The 20,725-nt window shown below is 58.1% G+C and carries 21 protein-coding genes and 2 pseudogenes; 10 read left to right on the top strand and 13 right to left on the bottom strand.

The genetic code is table 11. The annotated features are described in order from the left end of the window. The first annotated feature begins 4 nt into the window (after positions 1-4). A complete protein-coding gene (locus ABIA90_RS26170) occupies positions 5-271 on the top strand; it encodes a hypothetical protein (RefSeq protein WP_354119621.1) in 267 nt (88 codons plus the stop codon). Between the two features lie 2,566 nt (positions 272-2,837). Here the strand turns inward: ABIA90_RS26170 and ABIA90_RS26165 are convergent. Further along, positions 2,838-3,269: a DUF6894 family protein gene (locus ABIA90_RS26165; RefSeq protein WP_354119622.1), complete on the bottom strand. Its 432-nt coding sequence runs from the start codon at positions 3,267-3,269 to the stop codon at positions 2,838-2,840. Positions 3,270-3,953: 684 nt separating this feature from the next. On the opposite strand from ABIA90_RS26165, the pseudogene ABIA90_RS26160 reads away from it, so the two are divergent. Further along, a pseudogene (locus ABIA90_RS26160) lies at positions 3,954-4,318 on the top strand (hypothetical protein). A gap of 679 nt (positions 4,319-4,997) precedes the next feature. On the opposite strand, the gene ABIA90_RS26150 reads toward ABIA90_RS26160, so the two are convergent. Beyond that, entirely contained in the window at positions 4,998-5,174 is a 177-nt protein-coding gene (locus tag ABIA90_RS26150) for a DUF2934 domain-containing protein (RefSeq protein ID WP_354119623.1), read from the bottom strand. Between the two features lie 73 nt (positions 5,175-5,247). Next, a complete protein-coding gene (locus tag ABIA90_RS26145; protein ID WP_354119624.1) occupies positions 5,248-5,484 on the bottom strand; it encodes a hypothetical protein in 237 nt (78 codons plus the stop codon). 920 nt (positions 5,485-6,404) lie between these two features. Here ABIA90_RS26145 and ABIA90_RS26140 point away from each other — a divergent pair. Further along, entirely contained in the window at positions 6,405-6,941 is a 537-nt protein-coding gene (locus ABIA90_RS26140) for a septal ring lytic transglycosylase RlpA family protein (protein ID WP_354119625.1), read from the top strand. A gap of 167 nt (positions 6,942-7,108) precedes the next feature. Here the strand turns inward: ABIA90_RS26140 and ABIA90_RS26135 are convergent, their stop codons facing one another. Both ABIA90_RS26135 and ABIA90_RS26130 read right to left on the bottom strand, forming a co-directional pair. After that, positions 7,109-7,312, bottom strand: a complete 204-nt coding sequence (locus ABIA90_RS26135; protein ID WP_354119626.1) for a CsbD family protein — start codon at positions 7,310-7,312, stop codon at positions 7,109-7,111. A 451-nt stretch (positions 7,313-7,763) separates the two neighbouring features. Beyond that, complete coding sequence (locus ABIA90_RS26130; RefSeq protein ID WP_354119627.1) at positions 7,764-9,014, bottom strand: hypothetical protein; 1,251 nt, start codon at positions 9,012-9,014, stop codon at positions 7,764-7,766. Positions 9,015-9,151: 137 nt separating this feature from the next. Here ABIA90_RS26130 and ABIA90_RS26125 point away from each other — a divergent pair, with 137 nt between their 5' ends. Together ABIA90_RS26125 and ABIA90_RS26120 are read left to right on the top strand one after the other, a co-directional pair. Next, positions 9,152-9,379: a DUF2171 domain-containing protein gene (locus ABIA90_RS26125; RefSeq protein ID WP_354119628.1), complete on the top strand. Its 228-nt coding sequence runs from the start codon at positions 9,152-9,154 to the stop codon at positions 9,377-9,379. Between the two features lie 55 nt (positions 9,380-9,434). Beyond that, positions 9,435-10,100: pseudogene (locus tag ABIA90_RS26120) on the top strand (ATP-dependent DNA ligase); the annotation flags it as partial. A gap of 47 nt (positions 10,101-10,147) precedes the next feature. Here ABIA90_RS26120 and ABIA90_RS26115 read toward each other — a convergent pair. From ABIA90_RS26115 to ABIA90_RS26105, 3 genes are all read right to left on the bottom strand, one after another. Further along, positions 10,148-10,393 (bottom strand): hypothetical protein, encoded by a 246-nt coding sequence (locus ABIA90_RS26115; protein WP_354119629.1) that lies wholly within the window; start codon positions 10,391-10,393, stop codon positions 10,148-10,150. 878 nt (positions 10,394-11,271) lie between these two features. After that, a complete protein-coding gene (locus tag ABIA90_RS26110; RefSeq protein ID WP_354119630.1) occupies positions 11,272-12,354 on the bottom strand; it encodes an HWE histidine kinase domain-containing protein in 1,083 nt (360 codons plus the stop codon). Between the two features lie 34 nt (positions 12,355-12,388). Further along, positions 12,389-12,586 carry a hypothetical protein gene (locus tag ABIA90_RS26105; protein WP_354119631.1) on the bottom strand — a complete coding sequence of 66 codons (198 nt, stop codon included), beginning with the start codon at positions 12,584-12,586 and terminating at the stop codon, positions 12,389-12,391. A 660-nt stretch (positions 12,587-13,246) separates the two neighbouring features. Here ABIA90_RS26105 and ABIA90_RS26100 point away from each other — a divergent pair. Then, entirely contained in the window at positions 13,247-13,933 is a 687-nt protein-coding gene (locus ABIA90_RS26100) for a Crp/Fnr family transcriptional regulator (RefSeq protein WP_354119632.1), read from the top strand. 163 nt (positions 13,934-14,096) lie between these two features. On the opposite strand, the gene ABIA90_RS26095 is transcribed toward ABIA90_RS26100, so the two are convergent. Next, positions 14,097-14,534, bottom strand: a complete 438-nt coding sequence (locus ABIA90_RS26095) for a hypothetical protein (protein ID WP_354119633.1) — start codon at positions 14,532-14,534, stop codon at positions 14,097-14,099. A gap of 126 nt (positions 14,535-14,660) precedes the next feature. Continuing rightward, a complete protein-coding gene (locus ABIA90_RS26090) occupies positions 14,661-15,059 on the bottom strand; it encodes a thioesterase family protein (RefSeq protein ID WP_354119634.1) in 399 nt (132 codons plus the stop codon). Positions 15,060-15,260: 201 nt separating this feature from the next. Between ABIA90_RS26090 and ABIA90_RS26085 the strand changes: the two genes are divergently transcribed. Then, the gene (locus ABIA90_RS26085) at positions 15,261-15,650 is read left to right on the top strand and encodes a nuclear transport factor 2 family protein (RefSeq protein ID WP_354119635.1); all 390 of its coding nucleotides are present in this window, start codon (positions 15,261-15,263) and stop codon (positions 15,648-15,650) included. Positions 15,651-15,838: 188 nt separating this feature from the next. Here the strand turns inward: ABIA90_RS26085 and ABIA90_RS26080 are convergent, their stop codons facing one another. Then, positions 15,839-16,261: a hypothetical protein gene (locus ABIA90_RS26080; RefSeq protein WP_354119636.1), complete on the bottom strand. Its 423-nt coding sequence runs from the start codon at positions 16,259-16,261 to the stop codon at positions 15,839-15,841. Positions 16,262-16,445: 184 nt separating this feature from the next. On the opposite strand from ABIA90_RS26080, the gene ABIA90_RS26075 reads away from it, so the two are divergent. Continuing rightward, positions 16,446-16,655 (top strand): hypothetical protein, encoded by a 210-nt coding sequence (locus ABIA90_RS26075; protein WP_354119637.1) that lies wholly within the window; start codon positions 16,446-16,448, stop codon positions 16,653-16,655. Positions 16,656-16,931: 276 nt separating this feature from the next. Here ABIA90_RS26075 and ABIA90_RS26070 read toward each other — a convergent pair whose 3' ends face one another. Both ABIA90_RS26070 and ABIA90_RS26065 read right to left on the bottom strand, forming a co-directional pair. Next, positions 16,932-17,762 (bottom strand): class I SAM-dependent methyltransferase, encoded by an 831-nt coding sequence (locus ABIA90_RS26070; protein ID WP_354119638.1) that lies wholly within the window; start codon positions 17,760-17,762, stop codon positions 16,932-16,934. Positions 17,763-18,044: 282 nt separating this feature from the next. Next, positions 18,045-18,221, bottom strand: coding sequence for a hypothetical protein (locus ABIA90_RS26065; RefSeq protein ID WP_354119639.1), 177 nt, complete (start codon positions 18,219-18,221; stop codon positions 18,045-18,047). 250 nt (positions 18,222-18,471) lie between these two features. Between ABIA90_RS26065 and ABIA90_RS26060 the strand changes: the two genes are divergently transcribed. Both ABIA90_RS26060 and ABIA90_RS26055 read left to right on the top strand, forming a co-directional pair. After that, the gene (locus tag ABIA90_RS26060) at positions 18,472-18,678 is read left to right on the top strand and encodes a hypothetical protein (protein ID WP_354119640.1); all 207 of its coding nucleotides are present in this window, start codon (positions 18,472-18,474) and stop codon (positions 18,676-18,678) included. Positions 18,679-19,551: 873 nt separating this feature from the next. Beyond that, entirely contained in the window at positions 19,552-20,622 is a 1,071-nt protein-coding gene (locus ABIA90_RS26055; protein ID WP_354119641.1) for a glycosyltransferase family 4 protein, read from the top strand. The last annotated feature ends 103 nt before the right edge of the window (positions 20,623-20,725 follow it).

The raw sequence follows: 20,725 nt of genomic DNA, 5'->3' as shown, positions 1-20,725 counted from the left end.
GACGATGAAGCACGCCGAAGAACGACCCTATGCTGATCCGGAGGCGGCCGCGCGCAAGCTCGTCGAGATCGCAACGAACGTCGAGGCTGTCCAGGACGGCCGCATCTATATCGAGAGGATCAATGCGCCCTTCTTGTTCAAGCTGAAGGGCAGCGGAAGCGAGTTCGGCGCCGGGCTCAAATTCGCGATCGAGCGCGGCTGGCTCCAGCTGCATGAGAGCGGGACTTATGTACGCTTGCTAGGCCCGGGCGATGGCTTACTCACTCAATAGATCAGGGTAAAGGACAACCAGCCCGAGAGAAGCGCGCAAAAACCAATTCCCACATAAGGCAATGCAAGGCGCATCGGGTATTCCCTCCGAGACGCGAATATGCCGTCAGTCTTTCATGCCGGCGGGCCGTCGACAACGAATCTGAAGTTGTATCCTTGCGCTTCTTGCGCCGCGCGCCACTTGCAGCATGAAAGAGGCCGCCAACTGAGGCGGCCTGCCTTAATGCCTGCTGATCGGCTCAAATCTATCGAGCCTGGTTGCGCCTTCCCAAAGCTCTACCGTGTACCCGTCTACAAGCAATTTGGCTCGCTCCCTAGCCTCCGCCTCATCGTGTACCTCAAGGTCAACTCGGAGCGTTATGTGCCCCTCGTCATCGATTATGTATGCGCGAAACTCTCGCATGACTCCGCCCAAAACACCGCCTCGTTCCGAAGCAGGAACGCTAACAAACTAGGCCACTGAGCCCGGAAACCGGCTAATGAACAAAAATGAGGTACAGGAGGGCTGCCGCCAGCAGGACGCCCAAAACCGTATTGGCGTTGGGACCCATCTTTGAATCCTCTGCCCGTAGAGGCCCCAGCATCGGGCCGGGGGCGTAATGATGCTGGGGCTTCCGGACAGGCTTCTGTCTCGTGGGACCGAGACCGTCACCGCATAACACAAGCCGGGCGCGACATAGACGTTCCCAGCCAAGTTCTAAATCTCCCCTGCGTGTGGCATGTTTCTCACAGCGCGCGCTCGGCCGATCGGGGTCCAGCTGGTGCTACCACTGCACTGTTGACGTTTTGCGCCGCGGGGATTCTGCCGAGCCGGAACATCGTGGTTTTTGCCAAGTTTTCCCGACGCCCTCGGGCTCGCCGAGGATAAGGCCTCGGCTCGTCCCCATTTGAGCTGAGGCCCTTTTTTGGGAATTGATAGGCGCCCGCACGACAAAAAGTTTCGTAAGAGTTCCTTCACCTTGATCTAGGGATACGGCCGGTGGGCAATAGCGGGAGATCGCTTCGCATGGAAGATGGCGCTCAGCCGTTAGCCTCGGATGCGAGATACATGAAAATGTCAGGCATAACTTTCGTTGTTTACAATCCGCCCCAGCTGGGGCTCCCGTACCTCGCCGTGATGATTGCACCGAACGGCGAAGTCGTAGCGGTGCCATTCGAAACTCCAGCAGAGGCCGAAAACCACAACATTGAGAGCGCTGCCAAGACTACGCGCTATGCGCCCGCGAGCAGGCGCGAATGACGCCCGCCATCTTGGGCAAGCCCCGCTCCAAATCCACCATCCCCACAAACACCCCCGTGGTGCGGCTGAACCTTTTCGCCGGGCATCTCTTAGTGGATATCCGGGATTTTGCTGATCCGTCCCGGGGCTGGAAGCCGCCGCCCGCGGCATATTTAAGTGGGCGGCGTTTTTTGCTTTTCTCAGCGCCACACAACGAAACGGCCTCGCACATCGGCGGGGGTGGAATCGGACGCTGACGCCGTTCGGCGCAGTTGCATCAGCGCGCATTTCCGGTTGTTCCCGATTTTTTAAGGCGGGCGTTACATGTGTTCTATCCCGCCCAACACGTCTTCAATAGGAACGCTGGCGCTCGAACAGCATTTGAATCACGCTTCGGGCCAGTCCAATTCGTCCCAGAGCGCTTTGCACATCGCGACTGCGCGGCTCCAGCACGCTCGCAACCCTACCGCTGGAGCCGCCTTTTCGGCGCGCTGAGGCTTTTCCCATGCATGCACTCGTCACAATCTTCGTTCACTTTAGACAGATCGCGACTTGACCGGGGCCCATGTGAAGAATCCAAACAACAATCCAAATTGCGACAGCGGCAAGTGCCGCTACTCCGCAGGAGAGGTCCGGAGCTACCCCGACAGCCATCCTCCGCTGACCCTATGCAGCACGTGCTGGGCGCACGAGAGTGCGCGCAGGAGATTTAAGACTGGCCTGCCTGCGCTGAAATGGGCGCCGCGCGACGGACGCGTCAGCGTTCGGTCCTCATATACGGATGAACTCAGACGTCGGTTGAAAAAAATCCGGAGCGGCATTCAAGGAAAGTGATGCTTCACCTCGCGGATGCCGAGACCTTGTTTGCGAATTTCCGAAGATGCTCCAGATAAATGCGCTCAACACGATTGAAACAGCGAGCAGGAGCAAAAGGTCACGGACCATGATGTCCTCCCTTTTGCTGTTCAATCGGGGAATAAGCCCAACGTTCCTAGCCGAGCCGTTCGTGGCCAGGCTGCAACGGTCACGAATTCGAGGGCTCGCAGCCGGGTGGCGGCGCGGCTTATCGTTGCTGGACGGCTTATGAAATCACCCAGTTGATCAGGCGCCAACTGGTCCATCCGATGGCGCCGATCCACACAACCGAGGCCGCGCCGGCGACGGATAAGAATACGACTGGCAACAGATAGCCATCAGTCCATCGACGGTCGTTGACCGGCGAGGTTTGCTCAGTCCTACTAAGCAGGTCGTCCCGTCTCGGAAAGACGGACATATCGGCTGAAGAATGACGTAGAAAATCGCTCATTGATGGATGTCCGTTTAGGGGCGCGCGATCACCGAGCTCTCGCTACAGTTTCTCGATCACGACAGCGGCTGACACGCGCAGAAAAGGCCCGTTCTGATCTCGCAGTTCGATTTTGGTAAGGCCCGGAGTGCCACGGCGCGATCCATCCAAAATCGCCTGACCTAGCAATTCCAGAGCCATCTGCGGGGCCACGCAGGTGTCCGGCAATTCGACGCCCTCGTCGTCGATGATCGTGTCGGCATCATTGAGAATATCGAAATAGATGGTGGGCATGCGGCGGGAAGAACCGGCATAAGCACGAGGGGTTCCTATTTTTCCCGGTTGCCGATTGTCTGCACGGTTGGGTGCAGACGTGGTGCTGATCTGTACGAGCTGTTCATGAGGAACGCAGCTCAATTCCCCGCGTTTGCAGTTTGCACCAAAAACGAGATGCCTAAAGGCAATGCCTCGATGCGGCTGAACAAGCACCGCCATCGAAGGAACACCTCAGACAGGATATATCAGCCTGATAGCCAAGACGGTCGTAAACGCGCCAAGAGCGATGACTGCAATTTTGAAATGAAGATCCTTATCCAAGCCACTTGCCTCCACTCACGCAGCGGCGTCAGCCCCTGGCCACTGGCAAACCGGAAAAACCCAGCGGCCCTTGGAGGAGACCGCCGGGCTGATCCGCCGATCACACCACTTCTGTGGCTGAAAGCCTGAATAAATGGCGCTGGCTCGTCTGTCCGAATCCCGACAAACCGTCTCGGTTTAGTCGGACGTGTGGCCGACAAGCCACGTCCCCAGCTTGCACTCCCCCTGCCTCGCTGGAGCCACTTGTAGCTCAGTGGTAGAGCGGCTGACCTGTAATCAGTGTGTTGCCGGTTCGAGTCCGGCCACGGGCGCCAGCAAGCCATCGCGCAGGAACATCGCGGCTAGTGCCAAGTTTTCCCGGCGCCCTCGGGCTCGCCGAGGGTAACCTCTAGGCCCCGGCTCATCCCCATTTGAGCTGGGGCCCTTTTCTTCCGGGACAAGGGTCTCAAGGGGAACGACAAGAGCAGGCGAATATTTGAATTGTCGCTGGCTCGCTGCCAGAGTTGGCGGAGCGGCCCCGGCCTCCCCCTTGACCCCCTGCAGCCGGGGCCGTCTCTCCGCCGTGTAGTAACGGAGTAGCGTATGCGTTCCTCGCCCTCGATCGTGCCGGCCGATCGGCTCGATCGCGACGTCTATCTGGTGCACTTGAAGACTTCCGCGCGCGCGCCAGTTGCGCCTGGCGGGAGACGGACGAGGCTGACACCGACCTCGAGATCATTCTGCAAAATCTCTTGTCCGGTCAGTACGCCTATCCGGTCCGAATTGTATCCTTCAATCCCGTCGAGGGGTGGTCTCGGGACGCGACTTCCGACGTCGCCGACGCACTGGCCCAACGCGCAGCTGACACCAACGCTGAGGTCTCGTCTGCACTACAAGCCTTCATTGCCGCCAACGCCACAAGGCGCTTCGACATGCAGCAAGCGCTGCCATTGCACTGGATCGCCTGATGTCCAGCGAGGGTAAGCCGGCGGCGGCCGGTGCCACGACCACGACGTGCGTCAACTGTGACGATCACGGCTGGGTACCGGGACAGAACATCACCCTGATCAGATTTGGGCGACACAATCAATGAAGGTTGGCCCGAACGCTTCTTGCAATGCGCGCGAATGCGATCGGCCTTCAAAGAATCAAAAAGAACTTAGGAGCCAGTGAGCCCTTCTCACGTTGTTGAGGAAACAATCAAAGCAGGAACTCATGCGTCGAATCGCACTTGCAGCAATCGTTGTTGCCGCTGGCTTGTCGCCAGTGGTGGCTCAACAGACCTCGCCAAACATGCAAAACGAAGCCGATAAAGGCATCAAGACTCAAAACTCCGGTGCGTCGGGTTACGTCGGTGAACAGGACAGACCAGGTTCCGCAGCGCAGATGCCGGGCAGCAGCTCGGGTCGCGCCGATTCTGCGACGACAGCACCAAGCGCTCAAAATTCGGGAACAGGAATTACCGGAGCACCGGGTAGCACAAGCGGTCCCTCTCCCACCGGTACCGTGGGTCAGAACATGTCGACCCAGCAACAGGACTCATCCAATGTCAAAGGCCTGCCGGGAAACAAGAGCGGCCCGCCAGCCAAACGTTGACGGCTCGTGCTCGAAGGCGCGTGGCGGACTCGCCACGCGCCCTGATTGCTCTTATACCGGCAAATTATCGGTCATGCCCGGCGGAAGCTCATCTGGTTGCGACCGTTCCGCCAAAAGCTGTTTCTCGGCTTCAAACCAAAAGGCCTCCATATCCCCGTTTGGCTCGCCCGCAGCACGCCAAAGCTCGTAGGCACGAATACGAATGTCTTCCTGACTTAAGGTTGGCATCGGTCGCTCCTCCTATTGCGCAAACCTTGCTCCAGAAGTTCTCGCGATCGATCTTCACTGCCGCCGGACAACTTCAGTGCCGCCGGAAAACGTATCGACGTTTAAGTCTTGCGGTTGTCGCCCGAGCGGCATACTCGATGCGATCTATGTCGGCGTTATCGGCCGCAGTAACGTCCAAACGCCAATTCATGTCGTTCGGATAACCTTCGTCGCATTCGATTTCGACCGCGATGACTAATTCGCCCCCCGGAAAGCTCCGGATCTCCTGCAGTGCTATCAGCTCCAGATCTTTCCTTGACACGCTGATCATTACGAGGCTCCGCCCGCCACTTCCTCTGACAATACGTTGCGTTATTGCCTCGTTCCTAAAGCGTGAGACGAACGGTATGCCGTCTTGTCGCACACGGTAAGGCGCAGCAGACCCCGTCAGTTCTGGAGGAACCAGGCTCTCCACGGTTCATTGTCGCTCGAGGAGGACGCCATGACTGACACGCCATCCCAAACCCAAACCTCAACTTTCGCTGCCGCCAACGAAACGGTCCGCGAGGTCGCACGCGATGTCCGCGAGGGGCTCGGCGACGGCAAGCCGCCTGGCCAGTGAAAGGCTATCGTCAGCGACCTAACGCGCGAGGCTCCGCTCGCATCGCTCGGAATGGCCTTCCTGATTGGATATATGTTGGCGCGCCGTTGATCGCTCTCCGCTCTTAGCGTCGAGGAGGAGGAACGTGCGGCCCTTCGAAGGCCGAGGCCGAAGCCAACGGCAAGAACGCCGAATGCGTCAAAGCGCGCTGGCCAATTTCCACGACAACCGCGGCACAACCGCGACGCTGCTCGCTGAGGCCGGCGCAACGCCCCGGAGATCGCCGAGACGCTATGCTGGAGCGTCGACAAGGCGCAGAAGGTGATTGGTCCTACCTCGCCAGACGGGGCGTGCTGGCGGCCAATGCAATAGCGAAGCTTGAGCAATTTCGAGATGGAAAGACTGCACCACCGGAGTAGAAGCCAAGCAGCGGCTGCTGGAGGCGAATATGATTTATGCCTTCGGTTTTGCAGTTTCTACGGCGTGATACGTCGCAGCGCGATGTTTGCTTGCTTCGCTGCGTCACTCTCGGAACCACGCATCGAACCATCGGTATGCATTCACCTTTGTCTGCACGTGGATGCGTGTGCAGGAACACAGGCCGATGAGTTCGCATTGTCCATCAGTTTCATTTGTGCGTGAGGCCGATCATGCAAGTTCTTTGTAGAATGATCGCGATTGCAACAATCCCAGCTTGGATGGCGATCTACTCAACTCCGGCTGTCGGACAAAACTTCGATGACAGGTGGTCCATCATTCCAAGAGCTCACGCGGAGCCAGCTCCTGAAGGAAGCGACCAGACAAAGAAGGACGAAACCCAAACGCAGCCTTCGACCACAAAGCAAACGCAAACTCAGACTTCGGAAGAGCCCTCGAAAGACCGTTCAGGAGCTCAATCTCCGAATCGAGTCTTCTCCGGCACGGCCTCCTACTATTCTTATGCCAAAGGCAAAACAGCAAGCGGTTCATCGTTTGATCGGAATTCACTAACTGCCGCTCATCGCAACCTGCCTTTCGGCACGCACGTTCGCGTCACTGATCTTAAGACAAGCAAGTCAGTGGTAGTTCGTATCACCGATCGTGGACCTTGGGTGCGCGGTCGCGTTATCGACCTGTCACTTGCTGCTGCACGCAGCTTGGGCATTACGGATAGAGGCGTTGCCCAGGTCCGTGCCGAGGTGTTGTAGCGGACGCCTGTGCGCGAACACGAAACGAAGTCGTAGGCCTTAGGCTCGCTAATCGATACCAACGAGCCACCCGATCTACTTATCGTACGCTTCGGCGCTCTCCTAAAGAATAAGGGCCGCTACTCCGAGACAGCGGCCCTCCGGACGTCAACTAGCGATGTCCGCCATCACCAATTTTGGCGGCCGTACCAGTCATTCACTTCCTTCTGCGCGTGATCCTTGGCGTAGCCGTACCGTTGCTGCAATCTCCCTTCGAGTTGCTCTTGCTTGCCGTCGATCACATCAAGATCATCGTCGGTGAGCTTACCCCACTGTTCCTTCACTTTGCCCTTCATCTGCTTCCAGTTGCCTTCGACGCGGTTCCAGTCCATGGCGCTTCTCCTTGAACGACTACGGTCGACTAACGGAGGTTGCCGACGCTTCGTTCCTCGGCGGCGGTAGCGTCAATCAGGCGCGGGCGCAGTGTTCAAGAGTGGACTGACAGGCCGACAATGCGCACCTCTGCGAGTTCTCATTCGCTTCGGCGCCATCGAGCACGTAAGCATTCGTAAGGTGAGCGACGACGCCCCCCTGGGCACGATGGGGCTAGCGAAGCCGCACCCACCGCTCGAGCGCGCGGCTGGCGAAGCGCTGCGAAAAAGCGACAGCCGCGCCTCATGCTCGTAATTTGGCAGCCGTGTCACCCGACGCCGGCCCGCACCCGAAACGCATCGACTAGCGCTGCGGCGATATCAACTTAGGTCAGAATCCGACTTCTCGCACTCCCGTCCAAGCCTGCTTCTGACCAAAGAATATCGCACTTCTCAGAGCTTCGACGGCAAACTAGCTCTTTCTCCACCACTCCGCGATCGCAGCCGCGAGAACCTTCCACTGGTCGGTCGGTAGATCGGGCACAGCCACCCGGACGCTGTACTGGTCCGTTGTCGCATCGTGAAACCACTCGGTCGCGGCGAAGTCAAAGCCGAAGCTGCCGGCGTGGCGGATGGCAAACCCTTCGCCGCTCAGGTCGCGGCTCATCGCCTCAGCGGCTTGCCGCGCGGTGTCTTCGTCAAAAGGAAGCCTTGCGCGAAGGGTAACATACAGATGGAGCTCATCTGAGAGCGTGGGGAGTTCGCGTGCAAAATGCCGGGCCGCATGGCGGCCATTGTGCAGAATGGTTGCAACGCGCTCCTTCGTGAGGGTCCAATAAGCTTGGCTGCCTACATAGGGCGGGAAATGAGCTGGGAGCGCCGCACCACCCAGCAGGCGGACCGCATTGCGGGTTTCTACGGCCAACTCTTCGACTAACAAAAGAGTGGCCTCGGACCGCTCGCTCCAGGTGAGCAAAACCGCGGAGCCGAGCCGACCGTATTCAGCCCCGAGCGAGTCTAGCTTGTTATGGCTTCGCACCAACGCGGTGGCAACACCACACCGCCGTGCCCAGCGCAGCACGCGCCTGATGCATCCCGATCGACAGGCGAAGCAGGTAGTGTCGAAAATCAGGAGATCGAGCGCGGAGCCGTCGCAGCGGAGGACGGCCTCAAAAGCGTTCGCAGCGACGCACGACTCCAGCAATAGGATTCGCGATCCGTTGGCTGAGATCAATGTATCTGCCAGCGGCAACTTCAGGCGGACAAGTCTCAATTCTGGGACAAAATGCTCGATCAACTCCTGCGTCTCGCCATAGGAGCCCGGCAGCACCAAAATGTCGGCCCTACCAAGGATCTTCCCAGAAGCGAGTAACAGCGACGAAATGGCAGCCATGCCGGAGGCGGAATAGATGGTCTCGCCGGTGCAGCCGCGTTCGAGATTATAGAACGAGGGGCCGCTGACGTTGAGATCCGCGCGCTGATAATCATAACTGAATACGAATGGCCCGCTGGCGGGACGCGCCGTTGCCGACCACGCGGTCTCAGTCGCTTTCCAAGCCTGCAACTCATGCTCCGCGCGCAGCTTGGCAGTCAGCTGAAACTTGACCCTAATGACCTCCTCCACCGAACGTGGACGAAGCGGATTTCGCGGGCGTTCCAAGCAACCGTTCAGCAGTTCGATTTCCCGGTGTTTCCGCTCAAGATAGGCCTCAATGGTCTCCATGCGGCTCTCGATAGAACGTCTGGCAAGCTTCCATGGTCCATCAACTCTAGCCGTGCGCGGGGGATCCAAACCTCGGGCCGTGCCCTTTTAGCAACAAAGATGCATCTGCGTCGTTGATGGTGCGCAAGGAGGACAAAATGTCAGAAATTCGAGAGCATATGAAGATCATCGGCAAGGACGGCGCTCCGGTCGGCACCGTCGACAAGGTCGAAGGTGACCGCATCAAGCTAATCAAGAAGGACAGCCCAGAAGGGCATAAGGACCATCACCACTACATCGACAAGAAGCTGGTCGGGTCTGTGGAAGGCGATACGGTGAAGCTATCGGTCAATGCGAGCGCCGTGCCGAAGCAGGAAGCTACCTAGCGAACGTTCTAAGTTGCCGATGAACAAGCGTGCACGCCCTTCCCCTCTCATTGCCATGGAGGCGCGGTTGGTTAGCGCCATCCCACGCGGTCCGGAATGGCAGTACGAACCAATATGGGATGGCTTTCGCTGCTTGATGTCGCGGAGCGGCAGTCGCGTTGATCTGCGTTCGAAATCTGGCGAAGATCTCGCGCGATACTTTCCAGATATTGTCGCCGCTGCACAGAAAGTAAAGGCGGACTTATTCATGCTCGACGGCGAGATCGTCATTCCGTATGACGACGGCTTTTCCTTTGATGCGTTGCTTCAGCGGATCCACCCAGCCGCCACTCGGGTTCGAACACTTTCGCAGGAAACGCCGGCGCTCTATCTCGTATTCGATCTGCTCGCGTCGGCCAACGAGAAGCAGCTTGCCCAGAAGCCGCTTAGCAAGCGGCGGCCCGCGCTCGAACTTTTTGCGAAAGGAAACCTCAAGAACAGCCTCTTCCGCCTCTCGCCCGCAACTACACACTACGCGACCGCGAAGAAGTGGCTGGAACAAGCCGGCGGCGGTTCGGAAGGTGTCATCGCCAAGCGCGTTGACCTGCCATATCAGGCGGGAAATCGCGACGGCATGCAGAAGATCAAGAACTTCCGCAGCGCCGATTGCATTTTAAGTGGCTTTCGCTACGCGACCAACAAGATCGCCGGCCGCAGGGTAGTGGGCTCGCTACTGCTCGGGGCGCCTTTCAGTCCCCTAATCGCAAATCGAAGTCATTGTCCCGGCGCTTAATCGCAGTCCTGGCCCACCTTTTGCTGGGACGGTGCTTGCTCGGCCTCACCGGCTGTCAATTTCTTTGACTGTTCAGTGGGTGCGGGACGGGTCTGCTCGACCGTGCCTGCCGTCCGATCCGGTGACTGCGAGGAGGGTGCGGGCTCGATCTTCTTTGGTTGCTCGGCAGCGGTAGGCTCGCTCTGCATCTGGCGTTGCGCGTCCTGCGACGATGTTGCGACATTCTCGGAGGCTTTGTTCATCACAGATGTCGGCGGATGCCTGGAATCAGTTGCTGTGGAACCAGCGGGTTGTCCGGTATAGCCTGGGACATTCCCAGATCCTGCATCGCGGCTCGCCATATTGCAGGGAGCCGCATACACGGCGCTGGCGCTGGAGGCTAGCACCGCGCCCAAGATCATAAGCCTGTTAGCAAACATATTCTTTGTCCTTTGCGTTTGCGCTAGACGCTAAACGAATTGAACAAAACTTATGTTCCTGTGTTTCGGCTGCGTGCTTCTCGGCGGTTCAAATTCGCTGTTCGTGCTCCATGCCTTGAAGTCCGCTCCGGGTCAAAATGCGAAGAACTCAGAGTGAGCAAAGCCAGTCCGCTCTGCCCTACCAAGCGGACCTCAATGAAAGGTGTCGCCACTTCGCTGATGGGCCAGAAGGCGACATCGCAGGTTTGGCCTGAAAATGAAAGAGGCCGCCCACTGAGGCGGCTCGCTAGGCATTCCAGATGCTAGAGGCGGCCAAAGTCATCGGTCTGGTCTGGGTGGCGGTGATCCTAACTTACGGACTCATCGCCCTAGCCCTGATCGTTGCCCACAGGGTGCTCCGTATACTCAAGTGGCCAATTCAAATTAGGCCACCGTCGAAATCAAATTAGGCCAGTGGGGTTGGAAACGGGCCAGTCCCTTAATGCGCGAAGATCACAAACACGATGCCGCCAGCAACCACGGTGCACCACACGAGCGAAAGTCTAAAAAGCCAAGCATCCCGCGTCATGGACAGAAGCCTAAAGGTCAATTGCAGCCTTATGCAACGCAGCGGATTATCTCCCGAATTGCCGGTCGCCTTGGCTAGCCGTAGCTCCCGTTAGCTCAAGCACTTTGCCGTCGCGCCGCAAGTGGCGGCAGACCTACGCATGCAGAGTGATCTCACAGGTGAGCCCTTGGTCGCGCCAATCAAAACGCACCTCACCCTTGAGTTGGCCTGTGATTATGTTTTCCATGATGCTCGTGCCGAACCCGCGGCGCGTGGGCGGCGCGACCGGCGGTCCGCCTGACTCGATCCAGCGTAAACTGAGCCGTCCGTCTGCCGTCCGGGACCATGTGATTTCAACGTGACCATGAACTGCGGACAGCGATCCGTATTTTGCCGCGTTGGTCGCGAGTTCATGCAAGGAAATTGCAACCGCCTGAGCCGTATACGGCTCCAGCGTTACGATTGGGCCGTTAGTTCGCACACGCGCCTCTTTCTCCCCGCGGTAAGGCAAAAGCTCCTGCGTGACCAGACTGTGAAGCTGGGCTCCCGTCCAGCGCGATTGCACGAAGAGTGCATGGACCTTTGCGAGAGCATTAATGCGCCCTTCGATCAGTTGCTTGAGATCATCAGACCGATCGGCATGAGAAAGACGCACCGTCGCTAACACGGTGGCCAAGATGTTCTTCGTTCGATGCTCCGCCTCGCGCGCGAGATCGACGATTTGCGTCTCGCTGCGTTTGCGCTCCGTTATGTCCTGGAAGCAGTTGATGGCGCCGACAATGTTTCCTCCGCTATCCTTGATTGCCTCGATGTCAACGAGCGCGACGCCGCGCAAGCCGTCAGGTCGCTCGATATGTACTTCCTGTTCGCGCACGGAGATACCGGTGCGCAGCACATCTGCCATGGGGCATTGATGGTGCGGGAGCAAACCGCCATCGGGACGGAACATTCGATACGATCCACAGTACCGTTCACCGGGATCGCCGAGCTTAGGCGACCGGCCCCATAGTTCCGCAGCGCGGCGGTTGTACCGAAGAACAAGGCCGTCCCGGTCACAAACATAAACGGCAAAAGGCAGTTGTTCGAACAGCTGCCCGGGCATTTCGAAGGCTTGCTCCTCGTTGCCCGCACCGAGGGCGACTTCGGCTGCGTTCGCGAAAACCGTATCCACCTCGGTGGAGGTTCGCTCGCGTATGCGCTGGAAGGAGCGTAGCGCGTAGGAAAGTACATTGCTCATTTTGCTGTAGCCTCAGCCGGATTCAGAGTTTGGATCATCTCCGTTTCGAATTGGCGGCTTGTGGTGTGAGTGCGCGTTTCATGGAGGCATACACCCTCAACTGTGCTGCGTTACGAAGTGCATTCTGTCTCGCCTCTCCTTCAGGCAATTGCTTCGCCTCAAAGGCGCGCGCATCTGCCTGCTCATCCAAATGGTCCGCCGTCAGAAATACGACCTTGTTCCTGTTACGCATGCCGGACCTCATTTCAGTGAGTACAAATTGCCATCGAACCAATCGAGCGGTTCGGATTGCGATGGGCCGGACACAACTTGCATTTGATGGATGTGGCCGCATCTTGTGCAGCGCAGCGTCCAGTGCTCATACCCGGGTCGCGAGGGCGTGATCCGCTGCACCATGGTAGGGCTTTGGCATCGGTCGCATCGTCGATAGACCCGGAGTAGCGAGGACGCTATTTGAGCGGCCATTTTTAATCTCCCATGAGATTGCCAAAATCTAGTCCGGGGATTTAAGCTCGCCGGCAAGCCAGCCTCTCGCGTCACCGTTCATGGGGTCGCGGACTACCAGGGCTCGCTGGAAACGATCGCATTTGGGGCACGCGAAAGTGCGGAGTTCGTAACCGGCTGGGCCGGGCGCAATGCGGGCCAGGACCGTGCGGGTCTGGCAATGCTGACAGCGCGGGCGCTCTATAATGCTAAGCGGCGGGCCGGTTGGTAACGCATGAGAGCCGGGCATGCGAGCACCCCTTTGGGATCAGGCGGGTGCACAACACGCTGCCGGACACCGGCTACTGATCGGGTGATTTTCTCACCTGGGAAACTGGTCCGCTGGTCAATATTGACCACTACACGCTTTTTTTAATATTTAGGCATCGCTGGTCCAAAGGAGGGACTTGTGAAGTCAGCAAAGCAACCGTTCGATCCGCAGGCTTTTCTGGCCAAAGTCGGGACCGGCAAAACGATATCGAAGTACCGGAAAGGCCGGATCATCTACTCCCAAGGTGAAGAGGCCGATAGGATTTTTTACATCCAATCGGGCAAGGTCAAGGTGACCGTTGTTTCCGACCAGGGCAAAGAAGCAGTCGTCGGCATGTTGGAGACTGCGCAATTTTTTGGCGAGGGATGTCTGAATGGCCAGTTGGTCCGCGTTGGAACCGCGAGGGCAATGGAGGAGTGCGTTGTCACCTCAATAACGCGGAAGGCGATGCTGGCGACGCTCCGCAAGGAGCCAAGATTTTCAGAACTTTTCGTGACTTACCTGGTGACCCGAAGCAATCGCATCGAAGAAGATTTGATCGATCAGTTATTCAATTCAAGCGAGAAGCGACTCGCGCGCCTTCTGCTACTGCTGGCCAACTTCGGTAAAAATGGAAAGCCAACGCCAATCGATACTTCGATCAATCAAGCAACCCTGGCTGAGATGATCGGAACGACCCGACCCCGGGTGAGCTATTTCCTGAACAAATTTCGTAAGCTGGGATTGATCAGCTACAACGGCAAGATCGAGGTGCACCGCTCCTTGTTGAACGCAGTCCTGTATGAAAAACCTCGGCTAGAAAGAGACGACGAGCCGCCCGAATAGATCGGACGATCGCGCCGCAAATGTCCGCTTCGGGTCAAAATGCGAAAGTCTCACATCGAGCACAAGTGGTCCGGTCCTGCTAAGAGAGCCGACCTCACAGCGGACATGTTGAATCGGCGGCAACGCGCCAGGAGCGGTCATTCAGCCCGCTCTCGCGGATGGGCTAGCTCCGCTCGCGGGGGCGCCGCGGCGACTGGGGATTGTTGGCGGGATTGGTATCGTACTTGGATATTCGCGTAATGAGCCCGCTAGTGGCGAGCGGTTGCAAGTCCGCCTCGAGCGCGTCAGCAATCTCCTTGGCATAGACCTCCCGGTCGTCCACGTAGAGTGTAAAGGATTTCAAATACTTTTCCTTCTTCGCCGGATTCTCGATCGTCTCTTTCGTCCACTGGTAGAGCGGATAGTTTTCGAAGCCGTGCCCTTCGGCTGCAGCGACATACTCCGCAAAGGCGTCGAACTGGCATTTCAGCGCAGCGCGATGCTCGGCGAGGATATCGAACAGCGGCGCCAGTGCCGGATCACGGAGTTCTCGGCGCACCGATTCCGCCGTAGCAGAATCGTTCACATCGAACCTAACCTGATACTGCCACTGAGAAGTCACGCTATTTTCGCCTCCTGGTCGCACCCGATTTGCGCCTTTTCCAATCGCAAGGCGCTACCGCTCGCTCGCGAGCAGGTCCGGCAGCGTTGTGTCAAGAGCTGGCGGCAATGTCAGGCCGACGTTGCGTTAGTAGCTCCTCTTTTTGGCAAGGCGCTCGTTGAACGAACGAAGATCGATGACAATTCGTTGGTGGGTTCCGCTGCCGATCTTCTCTATGCCGTCGCTTGCCGACACCTTGAAGTCAACTCGTTTTCCCTCGACGTTGGTTACCTCTGCCGTCGCGCACACGTCGTGGCCTACAGGCGTGGCGGCGAAGTGCTGTACATCTACTGCAGTGCCGACCGCGCTTTCACCTGCGTCCAAAAACGGTCTGATGGCATTGAGCGCGGCGTTTTCCATGATCAAAATCATCACGGGCGTCGCAAGCACTTGCGGCAACATCGCGTCCTTGAATCGGTCGGCAAGATGTTCGGGTTGCACCCGCACTGTCGATGTTCCTCTGGCTCCCAACGGAATCTGCCGCATTCGTTCGTCCTAGATCTCTATATAGACCGCGTCGACCACTTCGCCCCCAACAGCAGCACAAAAGCCGACATCTGGCCAGGTCAGAGTTGGGTCAAGGGGAGACATTTCGAGGCGACCCATTGCCTGCTATAATTCTGGCTTCATACGGCACCGTGACCACGAGTAGTCCCGTAGGGGTACTAACCCTTTTAGGAGACAACAATGGGCGATTCGAATTCGGTGATTGTCCGCAAGGCCTACGAAGACTTTGCGGTAGGAAACATTCCTTCGGTATTCGCGGCTTTCGAAGCGGGCATCACATGGCACGTTCCCGGTCATAGTCCGCTATCAGGCGACTATAAGGGCCATGACCAGGTCGGAGGCTTCTTTCAACGCACGATGGAGCTTTCGGGAGGCGCATTCAGCATCGATGTGCACAATGTGCTAGCTGAAGACGATCTCGTTGTCGCCCTGGTTACCGTGAAGGCAGAACGAAACGGGCTGTCCGCTTCGTTTCCGGAGATCCACGTCTGGCAGATGAAGAACGGAAAGGCGACCGACTTCCGCGAGTATCAAGGCGATGAGCAGCGGGAGGATCGATTCTGGTCTTGAGACGCTGGCATCTCCGCTCAGGCCGGATGTCCGTTCCGGGTCATTCTCGACTGATCCAGTCGGGAGTGCCTGCTGTCTTATGTCCGCTCCGGTCCGAAAAGCGACCGAAGCTCTGCATCGCCGGGAAATGACGCGAAGGGCCATGAGCCGACATCGCTCCAATCAAGCGGCGATACTTGCCGGGCTTCTTAGCGGCCGTAAGGGAAGCAGCGGCGGCGATCGAGTGTGAGGCCGAAATGCGCTCCCAGCGCAGCGATGGCCGCGTCCTGCTCAGGATAAGGATCGGCATTGGATGCGGCAACGATGATGATCCGGAACCCGCCGCGGTCCTTGCCACCCGGTGGCAGCATCGCTGTAGCCAGGGCATTGCCCTCCCTGTCGCGCAGTGTGAGGAAAACCGGCATCTCTCGCTGTACATAGGCCTCGAGGCCGATGTCGCGCTCGATCGCGCCCGGCCGCTCCGGACGCCAGGACTGGACTGCCTTCTCCCGCTCGTTGCGGAAATATTTCTCGACTGTGTGGCCCATCAGGCGCGACTCATGCGCCGCTTCACCTTCCGCCTCGATACGGAACCAGGTCTTACCCTTCGGCGCGTCGCAAACGTACCGCATTTTGCTCGTCCCCGCGATCGCCGCAATTCTAGGGCGGCGGGCCTACAAAGCCAATATGAGGCTCGCTCCCGTGTATAGCGCTGCACGATCAGAGGGGCTAAGAGTTCTTGATTGGACGTTGAAGTTCTAGTGAGCCCAAACAATACTAGGTCGACCGGAATAATCCTCTTCAAGGAGCGTCCCGATGCCTGACGTAAGGGAAAAGCAACGCGAAGTCCGCCGGAAGATCATTCGCCAATGGGCGAAGCTTCCGAAGGATAAACGGCAGTCTATGGAGGGGATTTCTGAATTCGCCAGGACCGCCGCTCAGCAGAACGAGAACGCATTCATCCGCAGTCGTCGCGATCCGTATCAGAAGATCATAGGATGGCTATTGCCGCGTGCTCATCTCTGAACGACTGAGTCCTCTGCACATCCTTCGAAGGCGACACCGGGTTCTTCAGCTTGCCCCCATGTGGCGAACGGCCCGCGCGATTTAGGGAGCAAACCACGCACCTTGTCGCAAACCACATTGAGCGCGATTTTGTGAATCCGATCAGGCGACGCCCGATTTCCGTTTAGGGTCAATCGCGTCGGTTTGGTTCTCCCGAGACGACTTCCGGTCAGCCCCAGTGAGCGGACATCTTTAGTACCCCTCGCCAGGTCTCAAACGGGCCAACAGCGGAAGTGATCAACCGGTAGCATGCCCAGTTCCTACGTATGCTTCTTGGCGGAACGAAAACCCGCCGCCTTCCAGCATTGGCCGATCAGAAAAGCTTGCGGTCTCCAATGCAATCGCCTTGATGGCCGCCTGACGATCAGCCTCGTCTCGGTTACTCAATAGGGCCGCCATAGGCGTTGCGAGAAGTTGGAACCTCACGTAGTCGAGCACCGACGGAAATGCGATCTGCTGCACCACGGTCTGGACTTCGACTTTGACAAATCCCGCCTCAATTAATGGCTCTCGAAGCTCGTCCGGCGCGTTGAAGGAATGCTCGCCGCGTTTGATCTTGGATGCATTCGGCCCAAGGACGCTATCAAGTGCCAACACGAATGCGTTCGCACCCGGAGTTCGTTCTATCGGACTATAGACGCTGAGTCCGACGCGACCCGACGGCGACAGCACCCGACGCATTTCGCGGAGAGCGCGGCCCTGATCTGGAAAAAACTGCAATCCCAGCTGACAAAGAACTAGGTCAAATTTTTCGGCCGGGAATGGTAGATCGAGCGCACTGCCCTCGATCCAATCGATTGGTGCTCCCTCGCATACTAGCGTCTGAGCAACCGCCAACATCCCCTTGTTCAGGTCCAAGCCGGTAACGTGTCCATGGAGCATGCACCTGCTTGCTGAACGGGCCACAACGCCGGTGCCGCAAGCGACGTCGAGGACCTCTTCTCCTGCAGTGGGCTGGGATCGACTCACCAGATCATCTGCCCATTTTGTTGTAATCGCTGGTACTAAGTACTTTTCGTAAAGCTCCGGCGCACTACCGTCGAGTTGCCAATGGTGGTGATCAACCATTGCGAGACCCTCCTTAGCTCCTGCTTGCCCTTATAGCATCAGCACTCGCTAATGTCCGGTTCGGGTCAATTTCGGAAGTCGGTACTTTAATTCGTTAGGGTCAGGTTTACCCTGCGAACGGACATCCCGCAGCCCAAAGCCATTTCTGAAAAGTGACCAACGGAAGTTACCCAACTGATGTGCCGCCAAAAGAACGAACCGCCCGAAGGCGGCTAGTCGTTCTCTCCGCTGAAAGGAACTTGGAGGCAACTCTAGCAGCCGCTGGTGACCAAGCGAACGTTGTCACGCAGCGAGCCAATGTCCCCTGTGAATATCGAACTTCACGGCGCCGTCGTCACGCATCTTCAACAGGAGCGATCGGCAGTCGTCCTGATGCTTTATGTTCACGCGCTTCATGATTTCGAAAACCTTCAGAGGCTTTTCGCTAAGGGCAATCAGAATCTTGTCTCGATCAGTCATTGGGGCTCCTTCTATCGGCATCGGCGACGGTATTCGCTGCAATCAGTGGCCTGATAACGGGCAAGCGATCTGAAGCCGACGACCCGGCGCTGGGAATGTGAACTAGTTCACAGATCGGGAAAGAAAAGCTCACTAACATGGACGAGAGCGGGCGAAGATACTTCGCGATGTCTTGCAGTGCTGCGCGGGGTCGCGTGTCCCGTCGAGCAAGCGATGGAATGGGTTAGTGTATCCGTCACAGGAAGACACGATGATCGACGACCATTTGGCGCGTGCACATCGCAAAAATATTCAACGCTATCGCCTTTTATTGCAAACCAATCTGACGGAGTCCGAGCGCCAGTTTGTCGAGCGACGCCTAAGCGAGGAGCAATCCAAGCTGGAGATGCTGGTCAGCTCGTGCTCGAGCGAATCGCATTGCGATCAATCAAGTGCCCCGGGTAACCACGCTGGTTAGGTCGGCCCCTCCGCGCCCAAGGGGGAGTCATGCCACCTCCGGTAAGCGGCGCGTGGGCTTCGGATCGTGACTACTGCGCAATCCGCCATTTCCTGCGCAAGGCGTAGCTGCTTACTGTGTCTTGACTTCGTCTCTGGCGAGCGCAGCGAGTCTATCCAACTGGGTCGACAAACCAGTGAAGCTCCTCGATATGTTCTTCAAAACTGACGCCCGAGCGGCGGAAATTCCTGATGCTTCAGAAAGTGCCTTGTAGTGTTTTGCTAGTTCATGGCAGCTTGCAGCCGTCGCAATCATTGTTGAGCTCCATGAGCGTGCGATGGGCTCACAAGGCTAACGCTCCGAAACAACGCTAACGTGACAATGATCGTCATGGTTCCTAGAAATGAAATCCTAAAATTTGGCAGCAACTTGCGCGCACCAGCGCGCGGATGCCCCGCCCGAAGGGAGCCTAAAGGTTCGGGAAAAACTAGAAACTTTACGGAGCAAGTTGAGTTGCCAGTGATTGGATCCGAGTCGCCGGAGCGTGAGAATGGTGTACGAGGTTACGGTCAGCAGGGCCGCAGACACGGCGTGGTCGATCTTCAGAGCGACGCGTCCCGGCATTGATGCATCAGACAGCCGCCGCTGCCTTCTCGAGCGTCACCTACAACGAAGAGGAGAAGAGCGAGAAGGCGATTCCGAAGAACTGGCAGGCTTCGGACTTGCCTATCTGCACGGGCTTCCCGCGGAAGAATGCTGACGCGCATGCAGATGTTCGTCGCGCGGATGGCTCGCGGAAGCACAAGACCCAGTTGGACCTTGCTGGCCATCTCGTCTCTCATTTCGGCGACCGTCGTACTGGCGCTGCGATGCGCGTTGGGGGATTAGGCGCAGATGCGCATCGCCCAGCTCGCCCCCTTGGCCGAAAGCGTCCCTCCAAAGCTTTATGGCGGCACAGAGCGGGTGATCGCCTGGCTGGTGGACGAACTGGTAGAGCTCGGACACGACGTCACCCTCTTTGCAAGCGGTGACTCCCGCACAAACGGCAAGCTTCATCCCGTCTGGCCGCGCGCGCTGCGCTTGGGGCGAAGGGGCGCGGATCCGAGCGCCGCCAGCGCTCTACTCATCGAAGCAATCGCGAAGCGCGGGGGCGACTTCGACGTGATCCACTCACACATCGACTGGCTGCCGCTTCCGGTGCTGCGCCGGACCGGCGTGCCGTTTCTCACGACCATGCACGGCCGGTTAGACCTGCCAGGACTATCCGATGTCGTCCGGGAGTATGCCGAAGCCGGCTTCGTTTCGATTTCCAACCATCAGCGCCAACCGCTACCGGATGCGAACTGGATCGGCACGATCCTCCACGGGCTGCCGACGCGCTCGTTTCAGGCGTCTTACGAACCGGGATCATATCTGGCGTTTCTTGGCCGCCTGACGGCGGAGAAAGGTCCTGAGGACGCTATCCGCATCGCGCGTGCTGCTGGGAAGCCGCTGCGCATCGCCGCCAAGATACCCCGTGCCGAAACTGCCTACTTCAAGAAACGGCTTGAACCTCACATCGATGGCAAGAGCGTCCAGCTTGTCGGCGAGGTTGACGACTCCAGGAAGCAACCGTTCCTCGCCGGCGCTGCCGCCTTGTTGTTCCCCATTAATTGGCCGGAGCCGTTCGGTCTCGTCATGATAGAGGCGATGGCGTGCGGGACGCCGGTGATCGCCTATCGCTCGGGCTCGGTGCCGGAGATCGTCGAGCACGGCGTCACGGGCTTTATCGTCGAGGACCAGGCGCAAGCCATCAAGGCGGTGAACGAATTGGACCGGCTGGACAGACGGAAAGTGCGCGCCCGCTTTGAAGAGCGCTTTTCCGCGAAGCGAATGGCAAAAGAGTACGAAAGCCAATATCGGAAGCTGATCGCTCCTGCAGAGGGCGCCGAACGGGAACACGCTCTGCAACTGCCACGAACCTGAAACTGTCGAGAGCGGCGACGGAACGACGCGTGCGGATTTCATGACACATGGAGCTGGGGATCGAGGAGGAACGAGCATCCGGAGTCCTACGTTGTCTCGCATT

The organism is Bradyrhizobium sp. LA6.8, from assembly GCF_040547935.1.
Taxonomy (GTDB): domain Bacteria; phylum Pseudomonadota; class Alphaproteobacteria; order Rhizobiales; family Xanthobacteraceae; genus Bradyrhizobium; species Bradyrhizobium barranii.
This window is presented reverse-complemented; position numbering and strand designations above follow the sequence as displayed.